The sequence below is a fragment of the Streptomyces sp. NPDC058691 genome, assembly GCF_042714775.1.
Lineage (GTDB): Bacteria > Actinomycetota > Actinomycetes > Streptomycetales > Streptomycetaceae > Actinacidiphila.
The window spans coordinates 32,872-58,271 of the sequence record NZ_JBHXSO010000046.1 but is presented as its reverse complement, the minus strand read 5'-3'; the positions used below and the strand labels follow the sequence as shown (position 1 = coordinate 58,271).

At 68.2% G+C, this 25,400-nt stretch carries 13 protein-coding genes and 2 pseudogenes; 9 read left to right on the top strand and 6 right to left on the bottom strand.

Annotation, left to right across the window (positions count from 1 at the left end; all coding sequences use genetic code 11):
* Positions 1 to 48 precede the first annotated feature (48 nt).
* Positions 49 to 360, bottom strand: coding sequence for a hypothetical protein (locus ACFWVC_RS28235; RefSeq protein WP_384292572.1), 312 nt, complete (start codon positions 358 to 360; stop codon positions 49 to 51).
* Positions 361 to 746: 386 nt separating this feature from the next.
* Positions 747 to 1,502 (bottom strand): hypothetical protein, encoded by a 756-nt coding sequence (locus tag ACFWVC_RS28230; RefSeq protein WP_384292567.1) that lies wholly within the window; start codon positions 1,500 to 1,502, stop codon positions 747 to 749.
* 123 nt (positions 1,503 to 1,625) lie between these two features.
* Here ACFWVC_RS28230 and ACFWVC_RS28225 point away from each other — a divergent pair.
* Positions 1,626 to 2,026: pseudogene (locus ACFWVC_RS28225) on the top strand (transposase); the annotation flags it as partial.
* On the opposite strand, the gene ACFWVC_RS28220 reads toward ACFWVC_RS28225, so the two are convergent.
* Complete coding sequence (locus tag ACFWVC_RS28220) at positions 2,007 to 2,159, bottom strand: hypothetical protein (RefSeq protein WP_384292563.1); 153 nt, start codon at positions 2,157 to 2,159, stop codon at positions 2,007 to 2,009. The pseudogene ACFWVC_RS28225 and the gene ACFWVC_RS28220 sit on opposite strands and share 20 nt — an antisense overlap.
* Before the next feature lie 259 nt (positions 2,160 to 2,418).
* Here ACFWVC_RS28220 and ACFWVC_RS28215 point away from each other — a divergent pair, with 259 nt between their 5' ends.
* Positions 2,419 to 3,648, top strand: coding sequence for a hypothetical protein (locus ACFWVC_RS28215; protein ID WP_384292560.1), 1,230 nt, complete (start codon positions 2,419 to 2,421; stop codon positions 3,646 to 3,648).
* 39 nt (positions 3,649 to 3,687) lie between these two features.
* On the opposite strand, the pseudogene ACFWVC_RS28210 reads toward ACFWVC_RS28215, so the two are convergent.
* A pseudogene (locus ACFWVC_RS28210) lies at positions 3,688 to 3,958 on the bottom strand (N-acetylmuramoyl-L-alanine amidase); the annotation flags it as partial.
* Positions 3,959 to 4,057: 99 nt separating this feature from the next.
* Positions 4,058 to 4,210, bottom strand: coding sequence for a hypothetical protein (locus tag ACFWVC_RS28205; RefSeq protein ID WP_384292556.1), 153 nt, complete (start codon positions 4,208 to 4,210; stop codon positions 4,058 to 4,060).
* A gap of 126 nt (positions 4,211 to 4,336) precedes the next feature.
* Here ACFWVC_RS28205 and ACFWVC_RS28200 point away from each other — a divergent pair, with 126 nt between their 5' ends.
* Positions 4,337 to 5,056 carry a hypothetical protein gene (locus tag ACFWVC_RS28200; protein WP_384292551.1) on the top strand — a complete coding sequence of 240 codons (720 nt, stop codon included), beginning with the start codon at positions 4,337 to 4,339 and terminating at the stop codon, positions 5,054 to 5,056.
* A gap of 60 nt (positions 5,057 to 5,116) precedes the next feature.
* Here the strand turns inward: ACFWVC_RS28200 and ACFWVC_RS28195 are convergent, their stop codons facing one another.
* Positions 5,117 to 5,767: an N-acetylmuramoyl-L-alanine amidase gene (locus tag ACFWVC_RS28195; protein ID WP_384292547.1), complete on the bottom strand. Its 651-nt coding sequence runs from the start codon at positions 5,765 to 5,767 to the stop codon at positions 5,117 to 5,119.
* 530 nt (positions 5,768 to 6,297) lie between these two features.
* On the opposite strand from ACFWVC_RS28195, the gene pglW reads away from it, so the two are divergent.
* From pglW to ACFWVC_RS28165, 6 genes are all read left to right on the top strand, one after another.
* Positions 6,298 to 10,965, top strand: a complete 4,668-nt coding sequence (gene pglW, locus ACFWVC_RS28190) for a BREX system serine/threonine kinase PglW (protein WP_384292544.1) — start codon at positions 6,298 to 6,300, stop codon at positions 10,963 to 10,965.
* 57 nt (positions 10,966 to 11,022) lie between these two features.
* Positions 11,023 to 14,781, top strand: a complete 3,759-nt coding sequence (gene pglX, locus ACFWVC_RS28185; RefSeq protein WP_384292541.1) for a BREX-2 system adenine-specific DNA-methyltransferase PglX — start codon at positions 11,023 to 11,025, stop codon at positions 14,779 to 14,781.
* A gap of 24 nt (positions 14,782 to 14,805) precedes the next feature.
* Positions 14,806 to 18,705 (top strand): phage resistance protein, encoded by a 3,900-nt coding sequence (locus ACFWVC_RS28180; RefSeq protein WP_384292538.1) that lies wholly within the window; start codon positions 14,806 to 14,808, stop codon positions 18,703 to 18,705.
* On the top strand, positions 18,705 to 21,623 hold the full coding sequence (pglZ, locus tag ACFWVC_RS28175) for a BREX-2 system phosphatase PglZ (RefSeq protein ID WP_384292534.1): 2,919 nt from the start codon (positions 18,705 to 18,707) through the stop codon (positions 21,621 to 21,623). Before ACFWVC_RS28180 ends, pglZ begins: the two co-directional genes overlap by 1 nt.
* Positions 21,624 to 21,744: 121 nt before the next feature.
* On the top strand, positions 21,745 to 23,097 hold the full coding sequence (gene brxD, locus ACFWVC_RS28170) for a BREX system ATP-binding protein BrxD (RefSeq protein ID WP_384292529.1): 1,353 nt from the start codon (positions 21,745 to 21,747) through the stop codon (positions 23,095 to 23,097).
* A 54-nt stretch (positions 23,098 to 23,151) separates the two neighbouring features.
* On the top strand, positions 23,152 to 25,314 hold the full coding sequence (locus ACFWVC_RS28165; protein ID WP_384292525.1) for a DEAD/DEAH box helicase: 2,163 nt from the start codon (positions 23,152 to 23,154) through the stop codon (positions 25,312 to 25,314).
* Positions 25,315 to 25,400: the final 86 nt, after the last annotated feature.

The window sequence follows — 25,400 nt, the reverse complement described above, 5'->3', positions numbered from 1 at the left end:
GTGGGTGCGGTGCAGATCCGGACCGTGCCCGAGGAGCCGCCGGATGCTCTACGCGATCTCTGGACCGTGCCGGTCAGGAGTGGAGATGATCCACTGTGCGGCTTCGCTTGGGGAGGGCGGTAGTTCGCGTGGCTCGTCCAGTGACAGGCCATACCGCAGGGGCGCCGCGGCCATCTTCAAACGTGGATAGGGGTCCAGGTAGCCCTTGCCGAGAAGTTCTTGGTACAGGACCTTGGCGTAGTACTCGCCTTCGTCCCAGGATTGCTGCAGGTAGTCGAGGTATGGGTCCAAGGTGGAGGAGCGGAGGGGAGCCCGACGTAACACCTCCTGCCAGCTGCGGGCCGGGGCATACTTGCGCACCGTTCGGCAGTCCAGCTCCAGTTTGCGGGCCACAGAGCTGTAGGGGCGGCTGGCGTCCGTTTGTGTGTGCATGGCCTCAAACGGCCGTCGTGCGTGCCAGCCGGCCGGCCGGAGTGTCCGTCGCTTCGGGATTTGCTGTCGCTCCTGCTGGAGGCGCTGACGCAGCAGGGCCAGGGCGAGAAGGGTCGCTGGCGGGCAGCTGCGGAGGGTAGATCTAGTGAGCCGGTGGCCGGTCTGCGACCGGCAGCTTCCCGCCCCTACGAACAGCACCACCGTCCGGAGTCGTGGAACCCGCGGGACAGCTGGGCCCACCGCCTGCCCACAACCAGCCCGAACTCCGAAACGGCCCGCCAGAAGAACCGACGGACCGTCACGAAAGTTTGAGCTTAACCCCAGGTTCTTGCCCGAGAGATACGACGCATCAGCGCAGCAGTCAGAGAGACCGCGCCATTGCGGGGCGCCGCGCGCTGGGGCTCGGACTTCTCGACCAGATGGACGAACCGGTCAGCCTGCCGCCAATGCGCGTGGAACACCGCCAGGAGCCCAGCCACCACATCCGGCGAGGAGATGGCGAGAGAGCTCACATTGGGCTCGCCGCCCACTTGCACGAAAGCAGCCGAGCGGTCCACCACGGCCATCTGCGTCTGGCCGTGATCGATCAGGCGTACATCGGCCTCCGATACACCGAGCTGCCGCCGCCCCACCGCGGCGACATGGCATGCCAGCAACTCGTCCCATGTGATCCCCCGCAGGATCAGCCCACGCTCCCGCCGAGCACCATCGGCTCCGGAGGACGGTGCGGTCCTGCGTTGCCGCCCAGGGCGGAGCATCCCCACGATCGCAATCTCCCGCTGTGCCTGTGCGTAGGCGGTGGTCAGCCACTCGTCGGCGGCTTTGTCATCGCCCAGGTACTCGAACATTCCCTCTAGTACCGCGTGCGCAGCCAGATTTGCGACGGCATCGCAGAAACCCACCGCGCGGACCTGCCTCGCAGGTGCCTCGGCCAGCCCCATCTCAGTCAGCTGGGACAGGGCATGGCCAACCTTTTCCTGTGCCAACTCCAGGCGAAAACCCCGCTGGGCGAGACTGTCCTCAGGGTGCTCAACCAGCGACGAGTAGACGGTCTCGGTCTCGGGACTCATGCGCACGGTGCCGACTCCTGTTCGTTTGTGGCCAGGCTCAACGCCTGCATCCAAGGTGACGAACAGGACCGTTAGCGGCCGCAGGCTCAACGCAATCCCTGGCACGAGACTCCTGCGTTATATGTCGCCGCACTCGAACTGCGGCACCGCCAACGCGCGAGGGCCGAGGACCGCATCCATGCTGCCCACGCCATCGGCCTGCGCAACCTGCCCCTGCAGAACACCGCGCAGAACCAGATCTGGCTGGAGATCGTCCAGCTTCGCCCTCGACCTCCTCGCATGGATGCCCATGCTCGCCCTGACCGGCGAATCTCGCAGGTGGGAACCCCGCCGCCTCCGGCTCCGCCGCCGCCCAGATCGTCACCACCGCCCACCGCCGGCATCTGCGGTTCGCACGCCACTGGCCCTGGGGCACGACCAGGGCCCGGCCGTCTCGACCGGGGCCCCGCAATGTGCTGTCCTGCTACCGGATACCGAGGCAGTGCCCGCCCACCGGGCCGTGCCTCAGCCGATCGTCACGGTAACACCGTTGCCGATCACGATCAGCGCTCCCGCGATGACGCCCACCGTCACCAGGATGCTGATCAGACGGGCCGTCCGGCGCTCCTCCTTGATGGCGTACCGGACGGTCCGCCACCACTCCTTCCCCAGCATCATGCTCCTCACCTCCCACGTCTCGAAGCTGAGTTGAGCATCGAATGGGGGGGAGGCCGCTGGTCGTTGTCGTACGCTATTGCGCACAAACAATGCTGGTGCACCGCGGTGAATGATGATCTTGAGCCGTGAAAAGTGATCTTGAGGCGTGGTGCCCGGCGAAGGTGGGCGCGACGCAGCAGCTAGGGGGGGCGAGTTGCCTGGTTCGGCAAGCAGGGCAATTACGATTCGGGGGGACATATCGGACGGACCTCACCGCGATTTGCTGGTTTGGCTAGCTGAGCTGCGAGATGTCGCGCACCTGCCGACGCTGGCTAAGATCAAGGCCAAGTCGATCGAACGAGGCTCACCAGTCAGCGAAGCGACCATCCGCCGCATCCTGTCCGGAGAGACCTACAACTCAGGGTCGGCTGGGGCCGTTGCCTATGCCTTGGCTGAGCTGGATACGCGCCCCGTGTCCAGCAGGCCGTCGCACAACTGGGACGCGTTCGACGTGCTGCTCCGCTCGAAGCTCAAGGCCGTTGCTGACGCCGCTGATGCTGATGAGGGCCAGGAGGCTATCCGAGTCGAGGCGGCGGAGGCCATGGAAGCGAACCACGGATCCCTTGCTGCGCGGACTGTCGAGGCTGTCCGCGCGGGAAAATTCGTTGGTGCATCATCGGCTGACCCGGACGAGGTAGCCGATCTCGCCAGAACTGCTGCCACAGCCGCTTCTGCCGCTCTGGCTGCCGCTGCCACCCAGCAGGTCAATGACAACGGAACTCAACTGGCCAATGCGCTGGAACCCAAAGACGACACCGAGAAGTACACCCCGCAGCTTCCGCCACCGGGGCACTATCTGGGTGAGGATTTGCCCCCCGCCATGCGGCAATTGATCGCTCCGCGGCCCGTCCACGCGCCCCCGGAGCTGACGTGGCAAAATCGCGGGCTATGGATTTGCGCCGACGACAGTCGCCCGGATCTGGACACGGTCTCACATCTTGCTGAACACGTCCTGGGTGGCCCTGCGGACAGCAACAGAAGTTTTCCGTCGACTGAGGCACTTCCCTGGCGTTCGGTCGACGGGTTCCGCGACTTGTTCATTTTCGCTGCCGGCAAGGATTTTCGTTCGCGCTACTTTTCGCCGGACGGACTGGATATTTTTGCGATGCAAGGGTTTCTGACGGCGTTGCCGAGATGGGAAAGAGCCACTTTTCTATTTGAATTGGATGGCCGGCGGACGGGCCGATACCTTGCGACCTTTGAAAAGGTTGTGGGTCGCTTCTTGGCGGTCGCCCCGAAAGTAGCTGACGCCTACGATGTGACCGTAGCTGGTCTTCCGCGCAGACCTGGGTCCGCGCTGGAGAGGGTGTGTATCCTCACCGCAGCCAATCTTGCCGAGCAGAAAGGCGCGTTGAGTGGGCCGCGCGCCTTCTACAACGCCTGCGTTGAGGCGCGGCGTCACATCGGGTTGGAACAACTGGCTGTAAGGATCGCCCACCTGCCGGGGTAAGCATACCCGAGAAGATCATGGCGCATGCTTTCCGGAAGTTCAGGCCGCCTTCTCCAGCGCAGCCAGGCGCTTCTCCTGCGCCGCAACAAGCTTTTCTAGGTCTGTCAGTCGGAATGCGAGCGGCGGGGTGCTCGGGGGCGGCGCGGGCCTGGTCGGGCTGGGTGTCCAGTTGGCCTGGTGCTTGAGCCGTTCGGCGATGCGGGCGCGCATGGAGGCCATTGAAGCCGCGGGGGTCGTTCTTCTGGTCGTTCCATTCAAGGTGGCCGATGACGGACTTGGCGGTCCAACCGTGGGCGCGGCACAGGGCGGACCGGGGGACGGCGAAGGCCCCGGCCGTCTCGACCGGGGCCCCGCGATGTGCTGTGCTCTTACTGGATACCAAGGTCGTGCCCGCCCACCGGACCGTGTCTCAGCCGATCGTCGTGGTGACGCCGTTGCTGACCACCATCAGCACTCCTGCGATGGTGCCCACCACCAACAGGATGCTGATCAGACGGGCCGTCCGGCGCTCAGCCCCGATGGCGTACCGGACTGTCCGCCACCACTCCCTGCCCAGCTTCATGCTCCTCACCTCCCGTGTTTCGAAGCTGAGTTGAAGCATGGCAAAGGCTGGGGATGGGCGTGACGGGCCGATATGCTGTGCACCAGCGCATTCCACCGTGTTACAGCACGTTCCAAGGAGCAAGGGGTGACAAACGGCGTCTCCTGGGCCCGAGGCACACCGGACGGTGATCACCCTTACCTGGTGTGGCTCGACAGGCTATTCGTGGAGGCCGGAGCGCCTTCCTCGCGGAAGCTGGCCGAAGTGCTCGAATGTAGCCATGCCACGGTCATCAGACTGCTGAAGGCGCGACCGGCGAACCGGGCGATGGCGCTGCGTCTTGCAGTTCACCTTGCCAAAAGCTCGCTAGTTCACGAGCGCTCCGACGAAGAAATGAGCGCATTCCGGGATGAAGCGCACAAGATGATCGCACTGGCAATGGCGCCCGCGCCGTCGCAGTCGCAGTCGCCAGCTGAAGTGCTTCAGGCGGCGAGTGATCAGGCTGAGGCGCAGTCCCAGAGTGACGATGTGCAGGCGGAAGAGGTCATGACCGTCTTCCGTGCCCACCCGGGCCGTGCAACCTTCATTGTGAGCTACGCGAAAAGCCCACGGGACGGCATCGAGACGGTGCCGGAGTTTCGTACCGCCCTGCGAGAGCTGTGGAAGCTGGCCGAGCTGCCGTATGCGAGGCTGGCTCACCAGGCGGGTCCTAGTCGCACCGCCGTGGAGCGCGCCCTGTACGTGAACCAGCCGGGCCTTCCGCTGCTGCCGACGGTACTGGCCATCGTGCGCGCCTGCGGTGCTCGTGAGCACGACGTCGAAAGGTGGCAGGCGGCCTGGGACAAGGTTCAGGCCCGGCTTGAGTAGCCTGTATCAGGCAGCCTTCTTCTCCAGCGCGACGATGCGCTTGGCGTAGTCGGCGACCTGCTACTCCAGCGTGGCGACGCGTGCCTCCAGGGATGGCGTGCTGGGGGCCGGCGGGGGCGGAGTAGGCGTCCAGTTCGCCTGGTGCTTGAGCCGCTCGGCGACGCGGGCGCGTATGGATGCCATGGTGAAGCCCTTGGGGTCGGACTTCTGGTCGTTCCACTCCAGGTGGCCGATGACCGACTTGGCGGTCCAGCCGTGGGCCCGGCACAGCGCGGTGCAGGCGCGGGTGATGGCGTCGAGCTGCTTTTCGGGCCAGGGTTCCTTGCCGGAGCCGGAGTTGATGCATTCGAAACCATAGAAGTGGCTGTTGCCGTCGGCTGCGCCGGGGTCGCCTTCGCCTTTCTTGGTGGCGGGCGGGTTGGTGGCGTAGGACTCGGCTATGTCGGCGTTGAGCACGTCGTTGTCTCCGTCGCCGGCGTGGTTGGCGCGGCCGTAACCGACGAGGTAGACCTTGCCGTCACGGCCGATGACGCCGTGGCAGAGCGGGCCGGGCAGGGCGCTGGAGCTGGTGACGCAGTAGGAGACCATGCCAGCGTCGGTGGTGTAGGGGCCGGTGTGGTGGACGATGACGCCGTCGAGGGGGTCGAAGGAGCCCTTTGGGTTGCGATTGTTGGTCTTCCAGCTTTTCTGGTGCTCCGACAGCGGCCGCAAGGACCCCGACTCTGCCGCCTGGTACCAGGGCGCCGCGGGCCTTCAGAGCATCGGCGTGGCCGGGCACCGCATCACCGTGATGTCTGGTGTCCGTCAAAGCGAATCAAGCCCTCGAAGGCGACGACGGTGCGGGTAAGGTCCAGCTGTGCCAGCAGAGGACGGAAGCGGGTGGTGTCGGTCGTCTTCGCGCTGACCTGGGAGCATCGAGGAGTTCGCCGAGTGGGGCCAGCGTGCCTCGAACGCTCTCCTGGCAGTGATCGGGATCCGGCGCTACCTGCTCTAGTCCGCCTTCACCGGCAGGTCCAGCGTGGGCCGAGGCCCTCCTCGCCATGTTCACCCCTGCCTGCATCCGCGCTCCGCGACAAGATCGGACCTGACCTGTCGAGGCTCTGCCGTAGTGAGCTGACCCCACCTCTCGCTGTCAGTCCCACCCTTTAGGATTCTTTGCCAGGGTTCAGCCCGCCATCCTGATCGCGTCGACAGGAATACGGCAGGCGTACGCGCACCAGCAGACACAGACGGGGAGCGGCATGCGGGAAGGCCGGTGGACGACGGTCACCGAGTCCGATTACGAGCACGAGCGCCGCGGTCTTGAAGCGATCCGTCGGCGTCTGCCGGACGAGGAGCCGTGGCGCGCCTGGTCGAACTTCACGTTCACCGCGGCCAGCGGTCACGTACGCGAGATCGATCTTCTGGTGACGGCACCGGCCGGGGTGTTCCTCATCGAGCTGAAGGACTGGCACGGCTCGGTGCACGGCGGCGGCAACGACTGGGTGCAGACCACGCCCGGCGGGACCATGCGCCGGGAAGGTAATCCCCTGCACCTAGCGAACCGTAAGGCCAAGGAGCTGTCGGGGCTGGTCAACGGCGGTTCCCGCGGTCCCGGGGCACGCACGAGGATCTGGGTTGGTGAGGCGGTCTGTTTCACCGACGACAGGCTGCGGGTGAACCTTCCGGCCGCTGACATGAACGGCGTGTTCACGGTCAAGCAGCTGGTGGAGATGCTGACCGAGCCACCGTCCGACGCCCGGCATCGGATCACTGCCGAGACCTCCCGCCAGGTCGACGCCGCCCTGAAGAGACTGGGCATCGCACCGATCCGCCGACAGTACGAGGTCGGCGGCTATCTCCTTGACGCCAAAGCCTTCGACTCCGGGCCCACCTGGGCCGACTACCAGGGCCGTCACTCCCAGCTGCACGATCTGGCGCGGGTGCGGGTCTTCCTCAGCGAGCGTGGCGCATCCGACGACGAGCGCCGCTCGGTGGAGCGGGCCGCCGCCCGTGAAGCCATGGTGCTCAGCCGGTTCCGGCACCCGGGAGCTGTGCAGCTGAAGACATATCTGCCGTCGGGGCACCCTGCCGGACCGGCGATCCTCTTCGACTACCACCCCGAGACGCTGCGCCTGGATGACTACCTGGTTGAGCACGGGCAGCGACTGGTTCTGGAGGGGCGCCTCGCCCTGGTGCGCCAGCTCGCCGAGACGGTGCGCTCCGCGCACTCCCGACGGGTTCACCACCGCACGCTGTCGGCGCACGCGGTGCATGTCGTGCCGCGCGACCGCGGCCCGCGCGGGCGGGAGCTCGGCGAGGAGCAGCGCTGGCTGCAGCCGTGGCTGCAGATCGCGGACTGGCAGATCGCCAGCGGCCACAGCACCAGCCGCGGCCGGCCCCTGACCCTGGCTCCTACTAATGTGTCCGGGTTCCACGTCTCGGAGCAGGCTGATCCGTATCTGGCGCCGGAGCTGAGAATTCCGAAGGCCGATCCGGTGCGCCTCGATGTATACGGGCTCGGTGTCCTCACGTATCTGCTGGTCACCGGGCAGGCGCCAGGTGCAAGCCAGAGTGAGGTCATGGCCCGTTTGGAAGCCGGTGAGAGCCTGCGTCCAAGCGCCTTGGCTGACGGACTCAACCCGGACATCGATGACTTGGTGGAGGCGTCCACCGCGTACGAACCGGGCCGACGTCTGTCCACAGTCGATGACTTCCTGGAAATGCTGGAGTACGTCGAGCAGGCATTCACCGAAAAGGACTCCGCCGACGGGAACGTGGCTGCAGGTGCGGCCGGGGGCGGCAGCCCGGCATCGGAGACGGTCGAGGGTCAGGGCGAGCCGGAGAAGGACCCGCTGGAGGCGGTGGCCGGTGATGCACTGGCCGGGCGTTGGGAGGTTGTGCGTCGGCTTGGCACGGGTTCGACCTCGCGGGCTTTCCTGGTGCGGGATCTCGCGGGTGAGCCGCGACGCAGCGGCACCCTGCCGGTGGCAGTGCTGAAGGTCGCGTTGAGCGAGGCCAAACACGGGGTTCTGGACCGGGAAGCCGTGGTCCTGGGTCGAATCCACCGGGATTCCAGCATCATCGCACTGTACGAGCGGCAGCCGATCACTCTCGCGGGTCGTCGGGTACTCGCTCTCGAATACGTGGGCGACAGCCGAGAGCTGAAGGAGCAGGACCGCGGCGACGGGAAGGGACCGAGGCGGCGTGAGGACACCGTGGCCCGCCAACTGCGGGACAACGGCCGCCTGGGCATGGACCAGTTGGAGGCGTACGGGAAGTACTTGTTCGGTGCGGTGGAGCACTTGGAGGCGGAAGGAATCTGGCATAGGGACCTGAAGCCGGACAACATCGCGATCCGGATCCGTCCCAACGGCACTCGACAGCTGGTGCTGATCGACTTCTCGCTCGCCGGATACCCGGCGAAGGAGATTGATGCGGGGACCGAGGGCTACCTCGACCCGTTCTTGGGGATCATCACGCGCGGCTCGTACGACGGGCACGCCGAGCGGTACGCGCTGGCGGTCACGTTGCACGAGATGGCGTCGAACGAGCTGCCCCGATGGGGCGACGGCGGGATTACGGCCCGCCAGACCGACTCGAAGGAGTGGCCGTACCCGCAGTTCGCGGCCGACGCCTTCGAACCAGCGGTACGTGACGGGCTGGTCGCCTTCTTCCGTAAGGCTCTGGCACGGGACGTGAAGGACCGGTTCTCGGACCTGAAGCCGATGGAGCGTGCCTGGCAGGCGCTCTTCCTCGACGCGCAGCGGACGACGGCCCCAAGCTCCGGGCACGGTTCGGCGGAGAGCGCCGTGACCGCGCGGGAAGTCGGGCCGCAGATCGGACGGGAGGACGACGATGCCTCCGCTGAGCAGGTTCGTGATCAGCAGGCGGCCAGGGCCGACCGTACGACGCCTCTGTCCGTAGCGGGCCTGACGCTCTCCGCGCAGTCCCAGCTGTTCGCCATGGGGCTGAACACCGTCGGGGACGTACTGGAGTACTCGGCGAGGAAATTCCTCACCGCGCCGGGTATGGGCTCGCGTACTCGAGAGGAGATCCAGCGCCGGCAGAAGGAGTGGAATCTCCGCCTCGGCAAGGCGGCCCCGGCACCACTGAGTGCGGAGGCCCGCAAGGCCGCTGGCCAGGAGATCACCGAGCTGGAACAGGCGGTCGCGGAATCGGTCGCCGCCGGCGGCGGAATCGTCACCGATCCGCAGTTGCTCGGCGCACTGAGCCTAGACGCGCTTGCCGCTCGTCTGGTGCCGAAGCCATCTAGCGGCAACGCCCGCTCCAACGCCAAGGAGCGCGAAGCGATCCGGCTGCTGCTGCGGCTGCCTGACGAGACGGGCAAGCTGCCCGAGGGTCTGGCGTGGGTCCGGCAGCGGGACGTCGCCGATGCCGTGGGCCTGACCGCGGGCCGTATCCCGCAGATCGTAAAGAAGGCGCGCGAGCGCTGGTACGAGGATGCCGCCCTTGGGCTATTGCGCGAGGACGTGGTGGAGCTCCTTGCCGAGCGCGGCCGGGTGACCCCGGTGATCGAGCTCGCCGACGCGATGATCGCCCGGCGCGGCACCCAGCATGTGGAGCGGCGCGACCGGCGGGCGCTCGCTCTGTCGCTACTGCGTGCGGTGGTGGAGCGAGACAGCTACGACAACGAGTCCCCGCCGCTTTTCCGCTACTTCCATGCCCGGATGCCCAAGGGCGCCGATCCGGTGCTGGGCCTGCTTGCACTGGATGTCCGGGAGGGAGTGGACGGTCCGGACACCCCGACGCTGCCTGCTCTGCAGGACTACGCGCTGAACCTGGGTGCGCGGGCCGACCGGCTCGCGGAGCTGGAGTCCCTGCCGACGGCGAGCACTGTCCTCACCGAGCTGGACGCGGTGCGACGGCCGCCGGGCAGCCTGGGTTGGGACGAGCGGCGCACCGCCGAGATCGCGGTCGCAGCCTCCACCCGAGCCGCCCTCACCCCGCGACTGGAGATCTACCCGCGCGACCTGGACTTGGTGCGCGCGCTGAGGATTACCCAGGCCGGTGTGGTCGCCGTGCAGCCGGGCGTTGAGGAGGAGCGGCAGCCGGGCTTGTCGGTGGATGCCCTGCACAAGCGGGTCGCCACCCGCTTCCCTGACCTGGGCACGGACCCGCTGGCTCCACACAAGCTGCCTACGGGCAGCGCCTTGGTACGCGACCTGAAGCAGGCCGGCTTCGAGCTGAAGCTGGCCACCCGCTACGACAAGGTGCTCCGCCTCATCCCGGACCGCCCGTCCGGGGACGCCACCGCCGGGCTGACCTCGGCGAGCTGGGGCGCGTCGGCGGCGCGCCGCTCCGCCCCTACACAGTACGACGCGGACACTGCCGTCGCCGCTGCCATCAAGGCCGAGCAGCGGCTCGCGCACTCGGCGCGGCAGGACGGCTTCCGAGTACTGACTTTGCCCCAGAGGCGCGCCGAGGACGCGGTGCGGCGGCTGGCCGTCGAGCCGTACGGGGCACGGCCGGTGTCGCTGACCGGACTCTTCGTGGACGAACTGCGCGGCTTGGTCAGCGAGTCGGCCCGTCCAACCTGGGAGACCGTCCTCAAGGCGGACGCTGCCGAACCGGGCAGCCGGGCCCACCAGCAGCTGCGCATCCGTACCGACAAGGCGTGGGGGCGCATCGAACCGCGGCTGCGAGAGACGCTGGCGGAGGGCCACGGTCCGCTGCTCCTCACCGACACCGCAGTGCTCGCCCGGTACGACGCGCTCGACCTGCTCGGCCGGCTCGCGGAGGAAGCGCGGCAGGGCGGCAACCCGCTGTGGCTGCTCGTCGCACAGTCGGACCCGGCGCGGGCGCCGCGGCTGGCAGGGCAGAGCGTGCCGTACCAGGCAGGATTCGACGAGTGGATCGTCGTGCCCGACGCCTGGGTCGCGCGCAAACACCTCGCGCCGGACGCCTGACCCGCTTCTCCCTTCTGACCTGATCCGCCCTCTCCCATTTCTCCACAGGAGCCGTTAGTGATCGACCGCAAGAGCCTCCTCGCCGACCTGCAGAAGCAGGTCAAGGCGGCAGAGACCGACCTTGAGCAGCAGGTCAATGCCGTCCCCGAGGTCGAGTCGCGGCTGTGCGGCGAGTATGAGCAGGCCCGGAAGCTGGGCCGTACGGCGGCGACCTGGAACGCCTGGCTCGGCGAGCGGATCACCCAGGTCGCGGTGGCGTGGGTACTCGGCACGGTCTTCGTCCGCTTCAGCGAGGACAACCGGCTGATCGCCGAGCCGTACATTACCTCCCCCGACGTGGCGGGGCGGGAGACCGCCCAGGCGCGATACGAGGAGTACCTGGAGAAGGACACCGACCCGACGTACCGAGGGTGGCTGGAGACGGCGTTCGCAGAGCTGGGCGCCGGGCAGGCCGGGCGGCTGCTCTTCGACCGCTACCACAACCCGCTCTACCAGATCCCGCTTTCACACGACGGGGCGGGCGCGCTGCTCGCGTTCTGGCGGGAGCAGCGCGTCGGCGAGGGAGAGCTTGGCGGGGACGGCGACTGCGGTGTCGGCGGCCCTGTTCTCGTACACGACTTCAGCGACCCGCTGAGCGAGGACGGCACCGAGGGCTGGGACACCCGGTTTCTCGGCGACCTGTACCAGGATCTGAGCGAGGCGGCCCGCAAGACGTACGCGCTGCTGCAAACCCCGGAGTTCGTTGAGGAGTTCATCCTCGACCGGACTATGACCCCGGCAGTGCGGGAGTTCAGCTTCGAAGAGCTGAAGATGATCGATCCGACATGTGGGTCGGGGCACTTCGTGCTCGGGGCGTTCCAGCGGCTGGTACGGATGTGGGCGTCGCAGCGACCCGAAATCGGCCCGTACGAACGGGTGCGGGCAGCGTTGGAGTCCGTGCATGGGGTGGACCTCAACCCGTTCGCGGTTGCGGTGGCCCGCTTCCGGCTGCTGGTCGCGGCGATGGCTTCGAGCGGCATGCGGACGTTCGCAGAGGCGCGGCAGTACGAGTGGCCGATCCAGCTCGCGGTAGGTGACTCGCTGCTGCCGACGGAGCACCGGCAGGAGGGAATCTTCGGCGACGAGCAGCTGAGCCTTGGCGACAATGCGAAATCGGGCGACGCCGAAGACCCGTACTACGCGCTGAGCACGGAGGACGTGTTCGAGTACCCGCAGATCCTGAACCAGGGCCGCTACCACGTGGTCGTGGGGAATCCTCCGTACATCACAGTCAAGGACAAAACACTTAACGAGCTGTATCGCCAGCTGTACGACGCGTGCGCGGGTACGTACGCGCTGTCGGTCCCGTTCGCGCAGCGCTTTTTCGAGCTTGCGGTTCGGGGCGAGGAGAAGTCCGGGCTCGGCTACGGCATGGTCGGCCAGATCACGGCGAACTCGTTCATGAAGAGGGAGTTCGGGACGAAGCTGATCGAGAGCTTCTTCCGGGACCAGGTCGAACTGACAGAAGTCATCGATACGTCGGGGGCGTACATCCCGGGGCATGGGACGCCGACGGTTATCCTCGTCGGCCGCCCGCTGGATTACACGGGCGCTCGCCGGGCCACCATCCGCACGGTCCGGAGCGTTCAGGGGGAGCCAGCGGCTCCGGAGAAGGCGGAGGATGGACTCGTCTGGCGGGCTATCACTCAACAGACCGACTTCCCGGACTCCGAGAGCGACTGGATCAGCGTTAGCGACACGCAGCGTGACGACCTGTCAAAGCATCCATGGAGTCTGACAGGAGGTGCTGCACCAGACATCCTGAAGATCGTCGACAGCACGGGAAAGCGGCTGCGAACTGCGTCACAAGAACTCGGCCTGTCTATCGTTACTGGCGAGGACAACGCCTTTGGCTCGGTGAACACTGCTGCCGCCCGCCAACGAGGTGCCAGGCCCACCGCTGTCGCCAATGGCGATGAGGTACGGGATTGGGGACTCGCCGGCGCGACCTGGCTCACCAGCCCGTACGACCAGGATATGAAGCTCCTCGAAGGTGCAGAGATCGAGGACTTGCTGCGCTTCATGTGGCCACTGCGTCACGTACTGGAACTTCGCAAGCGCTTCAGTATCACGATGCTAGACAGGAGAATTCCTTGGATTTCATGGCGTGAGGTTTACGGCTCACGCGTCAAGGCGCAAAAGTTGATCGTTTACGCAAAAGTTGCGACGCATAATCACTTCTACCTCCAGACCGGCCGGCTCCCCGTGAAGGACTCGGCGCAGGTAATCAAGCTCCGTGAGGACGCCACAGCGGAAGAGCATCTGGCGCTGCTTGGGTTGCTCAACAGCTCCACGGCTGGGTTCTGGCTCAAGATGGTGAGCCACGATAAGGGTAGCCAGTCAGGCACCGGTGGGTTCATGCATGACGAGTGGGAACGCTTTTATGAGTTCACCGGCACCAAGCTCCAGGAATTCCCTCTCCCCGCCGAATACCCCACCGCCCTCGCCACCGAGCTCGACGCCCTCGCGCAGCAGCTCTCGGCCACAACGCCCGCCGCCCTCTCGGCCAAGACCGCCCCCACCGCCGCCGCGCTCCGCAAAGCCCAGGACCGCTACAACGCCACCCGCGGCCGCATGATCGCGCTGCAGGAGGAGCTGGACTGGCAGGTGTACTCCCTCTACGACCTGCACCCCGAGAGCCTGCGTCTGCCCGACGTGACCGACCCCCCCGAACTCTGCCTCGGCGAGCGGGCCTTCGAGATCGTGCTCGCGCGCCGGGTGGCAGCTGGCGAGGTCAATGAGGTGTGGTTCAAACGGCACGGCTCCAACCCGATCACCGAGATCCCCTCCCACTGGCCCGCCGAGTACCAGGCACTTGTGCAGAAACGCATCGACGTCATTGAGTCGAACCGCGCTATCGGCATGGTGGAGCGCTCCGAGTACAAGCGGCGCTGGGCCACCGAGGGTTGGGACGCGATGCGGCAGAGGGCGTTGAAGTCCTGGCTGCTCGACCGGGTCGAGGACCGCGCGTACTGGTTTGACGCCAACGGCAACCCCACCGTCACCACCCTTGCCCGCCTCGCCGAGAACCTCTCCGCCGACGAGGACTTCACGTCCGTCGCCGAGCTGTACGCGCCCCGGCAGGACCTCGCGAGGACCGTGCGAGAGCTGCTGTCTGAGGAGCACGTGCCGTTCGTGTCCGCGCTGCGGTACAAGCCAGCCGGAATGAAGAAGCGTGCCGACTGGGAGCAGGTGTGGAAGTTGCAGCGGGAGGAGGACGCCGCGCCCGACGAGCCCGCCAAGAGAAAGGTCCGTGAGAGGACGCCCGTGCCGCCTAAGTACACTTCGGCGGACTTCCTGAAGCCGAGCTACTGGCGTGCGCGCGGCAAGCTGGATGTGCCCAAGGAGCGGTTCGTGTCGTACGGCACGGTCAACGCGCAGTTGCCGGAGCTGTACGGGTGGGCTGGCTGGGACCACCTGGAGCAGGCCCTCGCGCTCGCCTCGTACATTCAGCAAGCCGGTCTCGGTGACGACGAGCTCGTGCCGTACCTGGCCGGACTGCTTGAGCTGCAACCGTGGCTGGAGCAGTGGTACGGCGAGTACGACCCGGAATTCGGGGCGTCGCCGGCCGCCGAGATCCTGGCGTTCCGGCAGCAGAAGCAGGGCGAGCTCGGGCTGACCGACGACGCGCTGCGGGCCTGGCGCCCGGCCGTCGCCACCCGAGGGGGCGCGAGTAAGGCGGCCGCGCCCAAGAAGCGAACGGGCGCGAAGGCAGCCGTCCAGATGTCCGCCCCGGACAACGTCACCGATGGCACCCCCGGCGCAGAGTCCGACTGAGCAGGGCGAGGAGCTAAAGACACCATGGCATTCATGAGCAGGAACAACTCTCGCCCCGAGGACCGGCCGCTGTTGCGGGAGTTGATTGATATCCCGGAGTCGGTGTCCACCTCCGACTTCGTGCTGAAGCTGAACGAGGCGGTCACCCCTGAGGGGGCCGAGGCGGCGCTGAAGGACTACGTTGTCACCGACCGGCTGCTCGGCAACTTCGATGAGGCCCTCGACCTGATCAAGTCTGCGCTTGACAGCCGCTCCTCGAAGGCGGCTTACCTGCATGGCTCGTTCGGTTCCGGTAAGTCCCACTTCATGGCGGTGCTCTACGCGCTGCTGTCGGGGAACCAGGCAGCCCGGGCGCGCGGCGACCTCGACCCAGTACGGGCCCGGCACTCCTGGCTGGACGCGGACGGACGCAAGTTCCTGCTGGTGCCGTACCACATGCTGGGCTCCAAGTCCCTGGAGCAGCGTGTGCTCGGCAAGTACGTGGAGCACGTACGCAAACTGCACCCCGACTGCCCGCTGCCGCAGGTCTATCGGACCGACGGGCTCTTCGAGGACTTCGCAGAGCAGCGCCGGCGCAACGGTGATGATCGGGTGATCGAGCAGCTTGCTGACGCCGGCGACGGCCAGATGGACGAGTGGGGCGACTCCTTCGCCTGGACCACCGAGCTGCTGGACCAGGCGGTGAACGCGCCGGAGGAGCACGAGAACACCAAGGATCTCGACCTGGAGAACCCCTCCACGCCGCGGGAACTGCGGGCCCGTCTCGTGCAGGATCTGACCCAGACCCTGTTCCCGTCGTTCTCACGCAACGCCTCCGAGGACGCCGACGGGTTCGTTTCCCTGGACAAGGGGCTCGGGATCATCGCCGCGCACGCCAAGTCCCTCGGCTACGACGGGCTCGTCCTCTTCATGGATGAGCTGATCCTGTGGCTGGCCTCCCGCATCCACGACCAGAGGTTCGTCTCACGCGAAGCCGACAAGATCACGAACTTTGTGGAGGGCGGCGACGAGCGGCGAGCTATCCCAGTGGTGTCGTTCATCGCCCGCCAGCGCGACCTGCGTGAGCTGGTCGGCGAGGAGATGTCGGGGGCCGCCGAGGCCGCTGTGCAGGACAGTCTGAAGCTCAGCGGCGGGCGATTCGACAAGGTCGTCCTGGAGGACCGTAACCTCCCCCAGATCGCGCAGGCCCGCCTTCTCCAGCCCGCCACCCCCGAGGCCGAGTCGAAGGTGGAGGCGGCGTTCGTCGAGGCCAAGAAACTCGGCCCGGACGTGTGGGACACCCTGCTCGGCCACGACAAGTCCACCACCGGAGCGGACGAGGACGCGTTCCGGCGGACGTACCCGTTCCCGCCGGCGTTCATGGACACCCTGGTGCACATCTCCGCCGCGCTGCAGCGCTCCCGCACCGGCCTGAAGTTGATGAGCCAGCTGCTTGTCGACCACCGCGACGACTGGCGGCTCGGGCAGCTGGTGCCGCTCGGCGACCTGTATCCGGCGATCGCGGGCGGCGGCGACAAGGCGTTCAGCGGGGAGACCAATGTCCACTTCGAGGCCGCCGACAAGCTGTATCGTGACAAGCTCCGCCCGTACCTGCTGAAGACCAACCAGGTCACCGAGGACCAGGTCGAGGCGTACCGACGCCGTCCTGACGCCCTCGGCGACCCTCAGCTCGCAGCCCGCTGCCGCGACTTCACCGGCGACAGTCGACTCCTGCAGACACTGCTGCTCTCCGCGCTCGCGCCCAGTGTGCCCGCGCTCGCCGACCTCACCCTGGCGCGGTTGCACGCCCTCAACCATGGTTCCATCACCACCCGCATCGCGGGCACCGAGGTCGGCCGGCTCGCGCAGAAGGCGAAGGAGTGGGCGGCGACCTTCCCGGAGATCAAGGTCATCGGTACCGGGCCGGGTGCGGTGGTCCGCCTGGAGCTCACGGGCGTCGACCTGGACGCTGTCCTCGCCAATGCTCAGGTCCACAACAACCTGGGCAACCGGCGTGCCAAGATGCGCAGCCTGCTCAAGGGCGCGCTCGGAGTCGGTGACGGGCCTGGCGGTTTCGACGCGTACGACGTGCTCGACCTGGTGTGGAAGGGCACCGAGCGACAGGTCGAGGTGGTTTTCGGCAACGTAGCCGACGTCGATTCGCTGTCTGAGGCGACCTTGCGGCCCAGTCAGGAGGACGCCTGGCGGCTCGTCGTCGATTTCTCTTACGACGAGGGTGAGTTCGGTCCGATGGACGACCTGCAGCGGCTGCGTGCCCTGCGGGAGAAGCCGGGCGGCGACTCGCGCACTCTGGCCTGGCTGCCCACCCACCTGACCGATGCCTCCCGCAGTGACTTCGAGCGTCTCGTCGTCATCGATAAGGCGCTCGCCGACGAGGCCCGCTTCGACTCCGATTTCGCACGCAGCCTCAACGCCGACGACAAGGCGCGCGCCAAGAGCATGCTGCAGTCGCAGCGGGACATCCTCACCGAGCGCGTCACCCAGGGGCTGCGGCAGGCGTACGGGCTCGCGCAGAAGCAGGAAGGGGTTGTCGATCTGGGCTTCGACACCCACCTGGTCGCTCAGCAGGACGTGCCTGAGCTTCGGCTTCCGCTCGGCGCGCCGCTGGATGTCGCAGCCCGCGAGCTGGCTGGAAAGCTGCTCGCCCACCAGTACCCCGCTCACCCCGACCTGGACTCCGACGGCACGGGCAAGCCCGTGAAGCAGGCCGAGATCAGGACCGTCTTCGAGTACGTACGCAAGGCTGCCGAGGACCGCGATGGACAGGTCGAGGTCGACGGCAAGGACCGCAAGACCATGGCGCGGATCGCGGGTGGCCTCGGCCTGGGCACCATGCGGGAGGCGTACTACCGGCAGTCCACCGCCTGGCCCGACCACTTCACCAGCCAGGCCCGCCGGGACGGCACCGCCGAACCGACCCTGGTCAAGCTCTCCGACTGGAGTGACCTTCCTGACTCGCGCGGACTGCCCGAGCCGCTGCGCCGGCTGCTCGCTGCCGCCTACGCGGAGACGACCGACCGGGTGTGGGTGCGCGGCGGAGTGCCCGTCGAACCCGCGCCCGCACCGCACGAGCTGAAGCGGGACTACGCCCTGCGCGAGCAGCCCCTGCCCAGTGAGGAAGACTGGATCGAGGCGCGCAAGCGGTACGAGAGCATCCTCGGGGACCGAGCGCCGCAACTGCGTCGCGGGCGGATCGTCAACCAGTTCGCCGGACAGATCAAGCAGGCCGCCGCAGCACTCGCCCAGGACGCCGGGCGGCTCGTCGGGGAACTGGAGAAGCACCGTTCCTTCCTGCGCCTCGACGACGACTCCCCCCGCCTCGTCCTCGCCAGGCGGGCGCAGGAGCTGGTGAAGTCGGTGACGGAGACCGGCATCGAGGCCAAGACCGTTGTTGACCGGCTCGCACGCTTCGACCTCGGCGACTTCACCTCACACCGCTACGCCATGTCCCTCAAGAGCGCCAGGAAGGTGGCCGCCGCGCTGCAGAACACCAGCTGGGACCAGTTGGGCCTGGCCGACACCCTCGGTGTGGACGGCGCAGCCGTCCTGGAGCGGGTGCGGGATGCCGCCGCTGGCGATCCGGGTGACTACCCCGACCTGCCTGGAGTGCTGACTGCCGGCGGCCGGGAAGTGCTGTCCCTGCTGAGGTCCCGGCAGGGTGCGGCCGAGCGTCCGCAATCGACCGCCACCCCGATGCCGAGTTCCGACGGCGTGGACCTGAACGGCGGCTCCGCCCACCCGCAGCTGCTGCCGAAGCCGGTGGCGCAGCCGGGGCCCCGTACGCCGTCGCGGGCCGTGGCCCGCTCCGGCGGCGGGCGAACCACCGCTGCACGGGCCGCCGCTGAGCTGCAGGCGGAGATCGCGGCGCTCGCGGCCGAGAACCCCAACGCCACGGTCGAGGTCGTCTGGAAGGTCGTTGACTGATGTCCGACACACTCACCACAGCGGCCGCGACCACCGGTCCCGCCCGGCTGCCCGCAGGAACCGTCCGCCAGTACCTGGCGGCCCGCAGCCGGCTCGGCGACGGCACGGTCCGCGTCCTGCTGCTGCGGGCAGATCCCGCCTGGGACGGGCCCGCCGTGCAGCAGACGGCGGGCGGGCTGCGGGCGCGGGTGGCCGTCGCGCCCTCGGTGCTCGCCGTACACGAGCAGATCCTGGGCCACCTCGACGCGGCAACTCAGCCCGACCCCAAGGTCCTGGTCGTCCTTACCGACCGCGAAGACACCGATCTTGACCCCGGGCTGCTCGCCCGCGTCTACGGAGGAAGGATCCGGTCGGTCGACAACTGGGAGGTTGTGCAGGAGGCGTTCGACGCGCGCGGCCTCGACGGGCGGCTGCGCGGCGAGACCTGGGCGGCCGAAGCGCTCCTCGATGCGGCGGCGACCCGCGGCTGGCCTTCGCTGGGCAAGGGAGTGCTCTCCCGCGACGAGGCACTCACCCGGCTGGCCAGGCGTCGGCTCAGGCTCGGCCGCCACGACGCTGACGGGCTTGGGGGGCCAGCCGGACATGCCGACGGAGACCGCATCGACCCCGTTGCGCTGTTCCGATGGACTCTCGCCCCTGGCGGGCCCGACCTTCTGCGCGACCTGCGCGGACCAGAACGGGCCGGCCTAGCCCGCTTCCTTGCCGAACCCGAACAGGGCGGATCCACCGGCAAGATCATCACCGCCTTGGTGGACGCCGAGCACGGAGCGGACGCAGCCGCGTACGCGGTCGTCTGCGCCGCCCTATGGGGGCACGCAGAGGCCGACCACGACCTGTATCGGGTGCGGGGGCGCGCCGAGCGGTGGCTCGGCGAACTGCCGCCCGCTCAGGGCGACGACCTCGACAGACTTCTGGCCTCCTTCGGACACAGCGGCGAGGCGTACGTCCGCGGCCTCGTCGACCGGGTCGAGCACCGGCTCGCCGACCCGGTCCTTACCCGGGCCGCACAGCTCGTCGCTCAGTTTGGTGCACAGGCCGCTGCTGCTGCCAGCCCGCTGCTTTCGGCCGGGCTCGATGCCCGCTTCACCGCGGCGGGCCGCGCCCTCGCCGACGGCGACACCGAGACGGTCACAGCCGCCGTCACCGCGCTAGCCGACCACGCCCTGGCCGCCGATGGCGCCACCAGGGCCCGTATCGAGCGGGTGCGCATGGCGGCGCGGCTGCGGCAGTGGCTCGTCGGCCCGTTTGAGGCCGATGTCGCCTCGGTAGCCGACGGCACCGCCCGCCAGATCCGCGAACTTGGCTGGGTGGACCGGGCCCTGGAGCACCTGGAAGCGGGCGGCGACTCGGACGAGCAACTCGCCGACGCGTACAGCCGGATCGGCGCCCAGGCGCGGGACAAGCGCCGCCAGATTGACCGCGCGTTCTCCGAGCGGCTCGCGGTGTGGACCGCGGACGGCACCGCCCCCGGCGCCATGCTCACCGTGGAGAGCTTCTTGAACCGTGTCGTCGCACCCGTCGTGGCCTGCCCTGGCCGACGGGTCCTGCTCCTCCTCGTCGACGGGATGAGCGCGGCGATAGCAGCCGAAGTCGGCGAAGAACTGCGCGGCCAGTGGGCGGAGTTCGACCCGCTGCCCGAGGCGACCGGAGCGCCCGTCCGGCGTGCCGTGGCCGCCGCGCTGCCCACTCTCACCGCCGTGTCCCGCACCTCGTTGTTCGCGGGCACCCTGATGAAGGGCGACCAGAGCGACGAGAAACGGCTCTTCCCCCAGCACCCCTGCTGGAACGGAGCCCCGGCGGCCGTCTTCCACAAGGACGACCTGCGCGGCCCCGACACCGGCTCGCCCTTCTCAACCGCCCTCACCGAAGCCCTCGCCGACGAACGCATCCATGTCGCGGTCGTCCTCAACACCGTCGACGACCGCCTCGCTAAGGAGCAGAAACTCGGCGACGGCGCATGGCAGACCAAGGAGATCGCCGGCCTGGACCCGCTGCTGCGGGCCGCTCGCGCGAACGGCATGACCGTGCTCCTCACCTCCGACCACGGCCATGTGATTGAGCGGCGCGGCAACAAGATCGACGCGGCTGGCAGCACCATAGGGTCGGCCCGTCACCGCACCCCCGGCGGACCCGTCACACCGGCCGAGATCGAGCTGTCCGGACCACGGGTTGTCTGGCCGGAGCCCGGATCGCGGATCGTCGCGCTGCGAGACCACGACACGCGGTACACCGCGCTCAAGGCGGGCTACCACGGCGGGGCGACCCTCGCCGAGTTCACCATCCCGCTGCTCGCCCTGCTGCCCTTCGGTGCCGAGCCGCCGACCAGATGGCGAGAACTGGGCGACCCGACACCCTCCTGGTGGTTGGAGGACGCCGAGGGCGGTGCTGCAGTCGAGGCCGGCGCCAAGAACGAAGCTGACGCTGGTGCCGTGCCCGATGCCTCCGTGCAGAGCCCGCGCCGCAAGCATGACAGGAAGGCCGCCCCGCCCGTGCCCGAGGGCGCTATCAGTTTGTTCGGCGAGGACGAGGTGGCGCCCCCCGCACCGCAGGAACCCGTCGACTCCGCGGCCGAGCCTGAGATCACAATCTCCTCCGACCAGTCCGAAGACCCTGCTGTCGCCCTGGTCGGGCGCCTCATGGCCACCGAGCTGTATCAGGCACAGCTAGACCTGCTCGCTCGTAAGCCACGCGACAAGACCGTCCTCCCGAAGGCGCTGGCCGCGCTCATCGAGGCCGGCACCCTGCCGATGACCGCTCTTGCCGAACGGGCGGGCCAGCCCGCCACCCGTGCCCCCGGCTTCGCTGCGACCCTGGCTCAGGTTCTCAACTACGACGGGGCTCAGATCCTGGAGATCCTCCCCGACAACCGCACCCTGCGCCTGCATCGCGCCCAGCTGATCGAGCAGTTCGGGCTGTGAACCGGCGTACTGCGGCTGCGACGGGCGGGCCGGCTTCCCGACCCGCCCGGTCCGCGTGTCCGCGGCCGGGCGTCCGCACCGGTGTCCGGCCAGGTGAGCGGTCGAATGGGAGACTGTTCGGGTGAACGCGTTTGGATCTTCAGCGGCCGGGGCCGCCACCCCGGTCGGGGCCGTTCGACGGCGCGCCGTAGTGGACGCGCTGCGGCGCGGCGCCGTCCCCGAGAGCGGCCTCGACCTGCTCGCCACCGGCCTAGGCCGCTTCGAGCGGGCAGTTGACGAGGAACTGGACACCGTCGCCGCCGGCGGCTCGGTGTTCAAGGCCGTGCGCGGCGAGTACGGATCCGGCAAGACCTTCTTCACCCGCTGGCTCGGAGAACGCGCCAAACGACGCACCTTCGCCGTAGCCGAAGTACAGGTGTCGGAGACCGAGACCCCCCTGCACAAGCTGGAGACCGTCTACCGGCGACTCACCGAACGCCTGACCACCGCGAGCTTCCCGCCCAGCGCCCTGCGGCCGGTCGTCGACGCCTGGTTCTACGCGCTGGAGGAAGACGCACTCGCCGACGGCGCGAGCGAGAACGAGCTGCCGCAGGCCGTGGAGAAGCTGCTCACCGGCCGCCTTGCCGAGGTGTCCCGGCACGCCCCCGCCTTCGCCACCGCCCTGCGCGGATACAAGCAATCCCTGGACGCCGGAGACGAGGGCACCGCCGCGGCGGTCATGGCCTGGCTCGGCGGCCAGCCACACGTCGCCGCAGCCGCCCGACGTAGCGCAGGAGTCCGTGGCGACCTGGACCACTTCGGCGCCTTCGGCTTCCTGCAGGGCCTGCTCACCGTGCTCCGGGACGCTGGACACGCCGGACTCATCCTCGTCCTGGACGAGGTAGAGACCCTGCAACGGGTCCGCTCCGATGCCCGCGACAAGGCACTCAACGCGCTGCGGCAGCTCATCGACGAGGTCCATTCCGGCCGCTTCCCCGGCCTGTACCTCGTCATCACCGGCACGCCCGCCTTCTACGACGGACAGCAGGGTGTACAACGACTCGCACCGCTCGCCCAGCGCCTCGCCACCGACTTCACCACCGACCCCCGCTTCGACAACCCTCGGGCCATCCAAATCCGGCTTCCCGGATTCACCATGGAATCACTGACCGGCCTGGGTGCCACCATCCGTGACCTGTACGTCGAAGGCTCCCAGTCTCCCGACCGGATCACGCACCTCGCCGACGACGCCTATCTGGCGGACCTGGCACGGGCTGTGGGCGGCGCCCTCGGTGGAAAGGTCGGAGTAGCACCGCGGCTGTACCTGAAGAAGCTGGTCGGAGACGTACTCGATCGGATCGACCAGTTCTCCGACTTCGACCCGCGCACGCACTACAAGCTCACGGTGGGAAGCGGCGACCTCACCGCCAGTGAACGGAACTTCGCCGCTCCCTCGCTGGTGGCCTCGGCTGACGATCTCGAACTCGAGCTCTGAAAGCCTAATTCCCGAAGTCCCGAACTCTGACGGACCAGTGCAGGAGTCACAGAAGTGCAGGATCAGCCGCGCGGCACCGACCCGGTGGAACGCCTCGACCCGGTCGTCCTGCACCACATCGTCAACACGCTCGGATGGCCCGATCTGCGCCCCCTGCAGAAGGCTGCCGTGCATCCGCTGATGGACGGCGCGGACGCGATCCTGCTCGCCCCGACGGCAGGCGGGAAGACGGAGGCTGCTACCTTCCCCCTGCTATCCGCCATGCGGGAGAAGCGCTGGACCGGCACCTCCGTGCTCTACCTGGCCCCGCTCAAGGCGCTCCTGAACAACCTGGTGCACCGGGTCGACGGCTACGCCCAGTGGCTGGGGCGCCGAGCCGCGCTCTGGCACGGCGACACGCCTGAGTCCGTACGCCGCCGCATCCGCACCGATTCCCCTGACTTCCTGCTCACGACACCCGAGTCTCTCGAAGCGATACTCATCAGCGTCAAGACCGACCACACGCACATGCTGGGCCGTGTGCGCGCCGTGGTCGTCGACGAGGTGCACGCTTTCGCCGGGGACGACCGAGGCTGGCACCTGCTCGCCGTACTCGAACGCCTGGAGCGACTGGCCGGCCAACGCATCCAGCGCATCGGCCTCTCCGCCACGGTCGGCAACCCCGACACCCTGCTCACCTGGCTCCAGGGCGCAAACCCCGCCGACCGCCGCGGCCGGGTCGTCGCCCCCGGCATCACCCTGCCCGCCACCACCGGCAGCACTACAGCCGGCTCCGGAGACCTCCCGCGCCCCGCAGGAGAAGTAGAGCTCGACTACGTCGGATCCCTCGCCAACGCCGCCAGGGTGATCTCCGCCCTGCACCTGGGCGAAAAGCGGCTCGTGTTTTGCGACTCCCGCAAGCAGGTAGAAGAACTCGGTGCGGCTCTACGAGCCCGCGACGTCACCGTGTTCCTCTCGCACGCCTCCCTCTCCACCGACGAACGCGCACGCTCCGAGCAAGCATTCGCCGAAGCCCGCGACTGCGTCATCGTCTCCACCTCCACCCTCGAACTCGGAATCGATGTCGGCGATCTTGACCGCGTCATCCAGATCGACTCACCCAGCACAGTGGCCTCCTTCCTTCAGCGCATCGGCCGCACCGGACGGCGCACTGGAACCACCCGCAACTGCCTGTTCCTCACCACCCGCCCCGACGCGCTGCTCCAAGCCGCTGGCCTGCTCACCCTGTGGGCCCGCGGCTGGGTCGAACCGGTGACCCCGCCGCCGTCGCCCCGCCACTTGATCGCACAGCAACTCCTCGCCGTCACCCTGCAGGAACACCGCATCGGCGACCGCCTGTGGCCCGAACAATGGAACGGCCTCGCCCCCTTCGACCGCTCCGCCGCCCCCCTCCTGTCGCACCTGGTCGACGGCGGCTTCCTCGACAGCGACGGCGGCATGCTGTTCATCGGCCCCGAGGCCGAGAAACACTTCGGCCGACAGCACTTCATGGAACTGACCGCCTCCTTCACCGCACCCCCCGAGTTCACCGTGCTCGCTGGACGCACCGAGATTGGCACCATCGACCCCACCGTCCTCACCGAAGAACGCCAAGTCCCGCGCCGCCTGCTGCTGGCCGGCCGTAGCTGGCAGGTCACCTTCATCGACTGGGCCCGACGCCGCGCCTTCGTCGAACCCGTCGAGGACGGCGGCGTCGCCAAATGGCAGGGCAGCGAAGCCCGCGGCCTGTCGTACACACTCACTCGCGCCATGCGCGACGTGCTCCTGGGCACCGACCCGGATGTCCGCCTCACCCGACGCGCCACCGCCGCCCTCGCCGAACTGCGCACCGACCGCGCACCCTACGAAGTGCACCCCGCGGGCACCCTGCTGGTCCGCGACGCCGACGCCACCCGCTGGTGGACCTGGGCTGGCTATCGCGCCAACGCCACCCTCGCAGCCTCCCTCGGCAACCTCGCTGACCCCGTACAACGCCCCACCGACAGCCACGTCCGGCTCCGCCAAGACCTCTCCCCCATGGACTGGAAGACCGCCCGCGCTGAACTGCCCGACTCCCTCACCCTGCCCGCCGTCGACCCACGAGCCGTCCGCGGCCTGAAGTTCTCGGCGGCACTCCCCGTCCGCATCGCAACCACCACCCTCGCCGAACGCCTCGCCGACTTCGACGGCGCCCTCGCCACGGCTCGTGAGCCCGTGCGGGTCGAATGGGGTGCCTGACCACGCACATGCCCGCCGCGCCTCAACGGCAACCACAGCCCCGCCCCGCGACGAAGGGCCTGATTTGCTGTCACTCTGCATCTCTA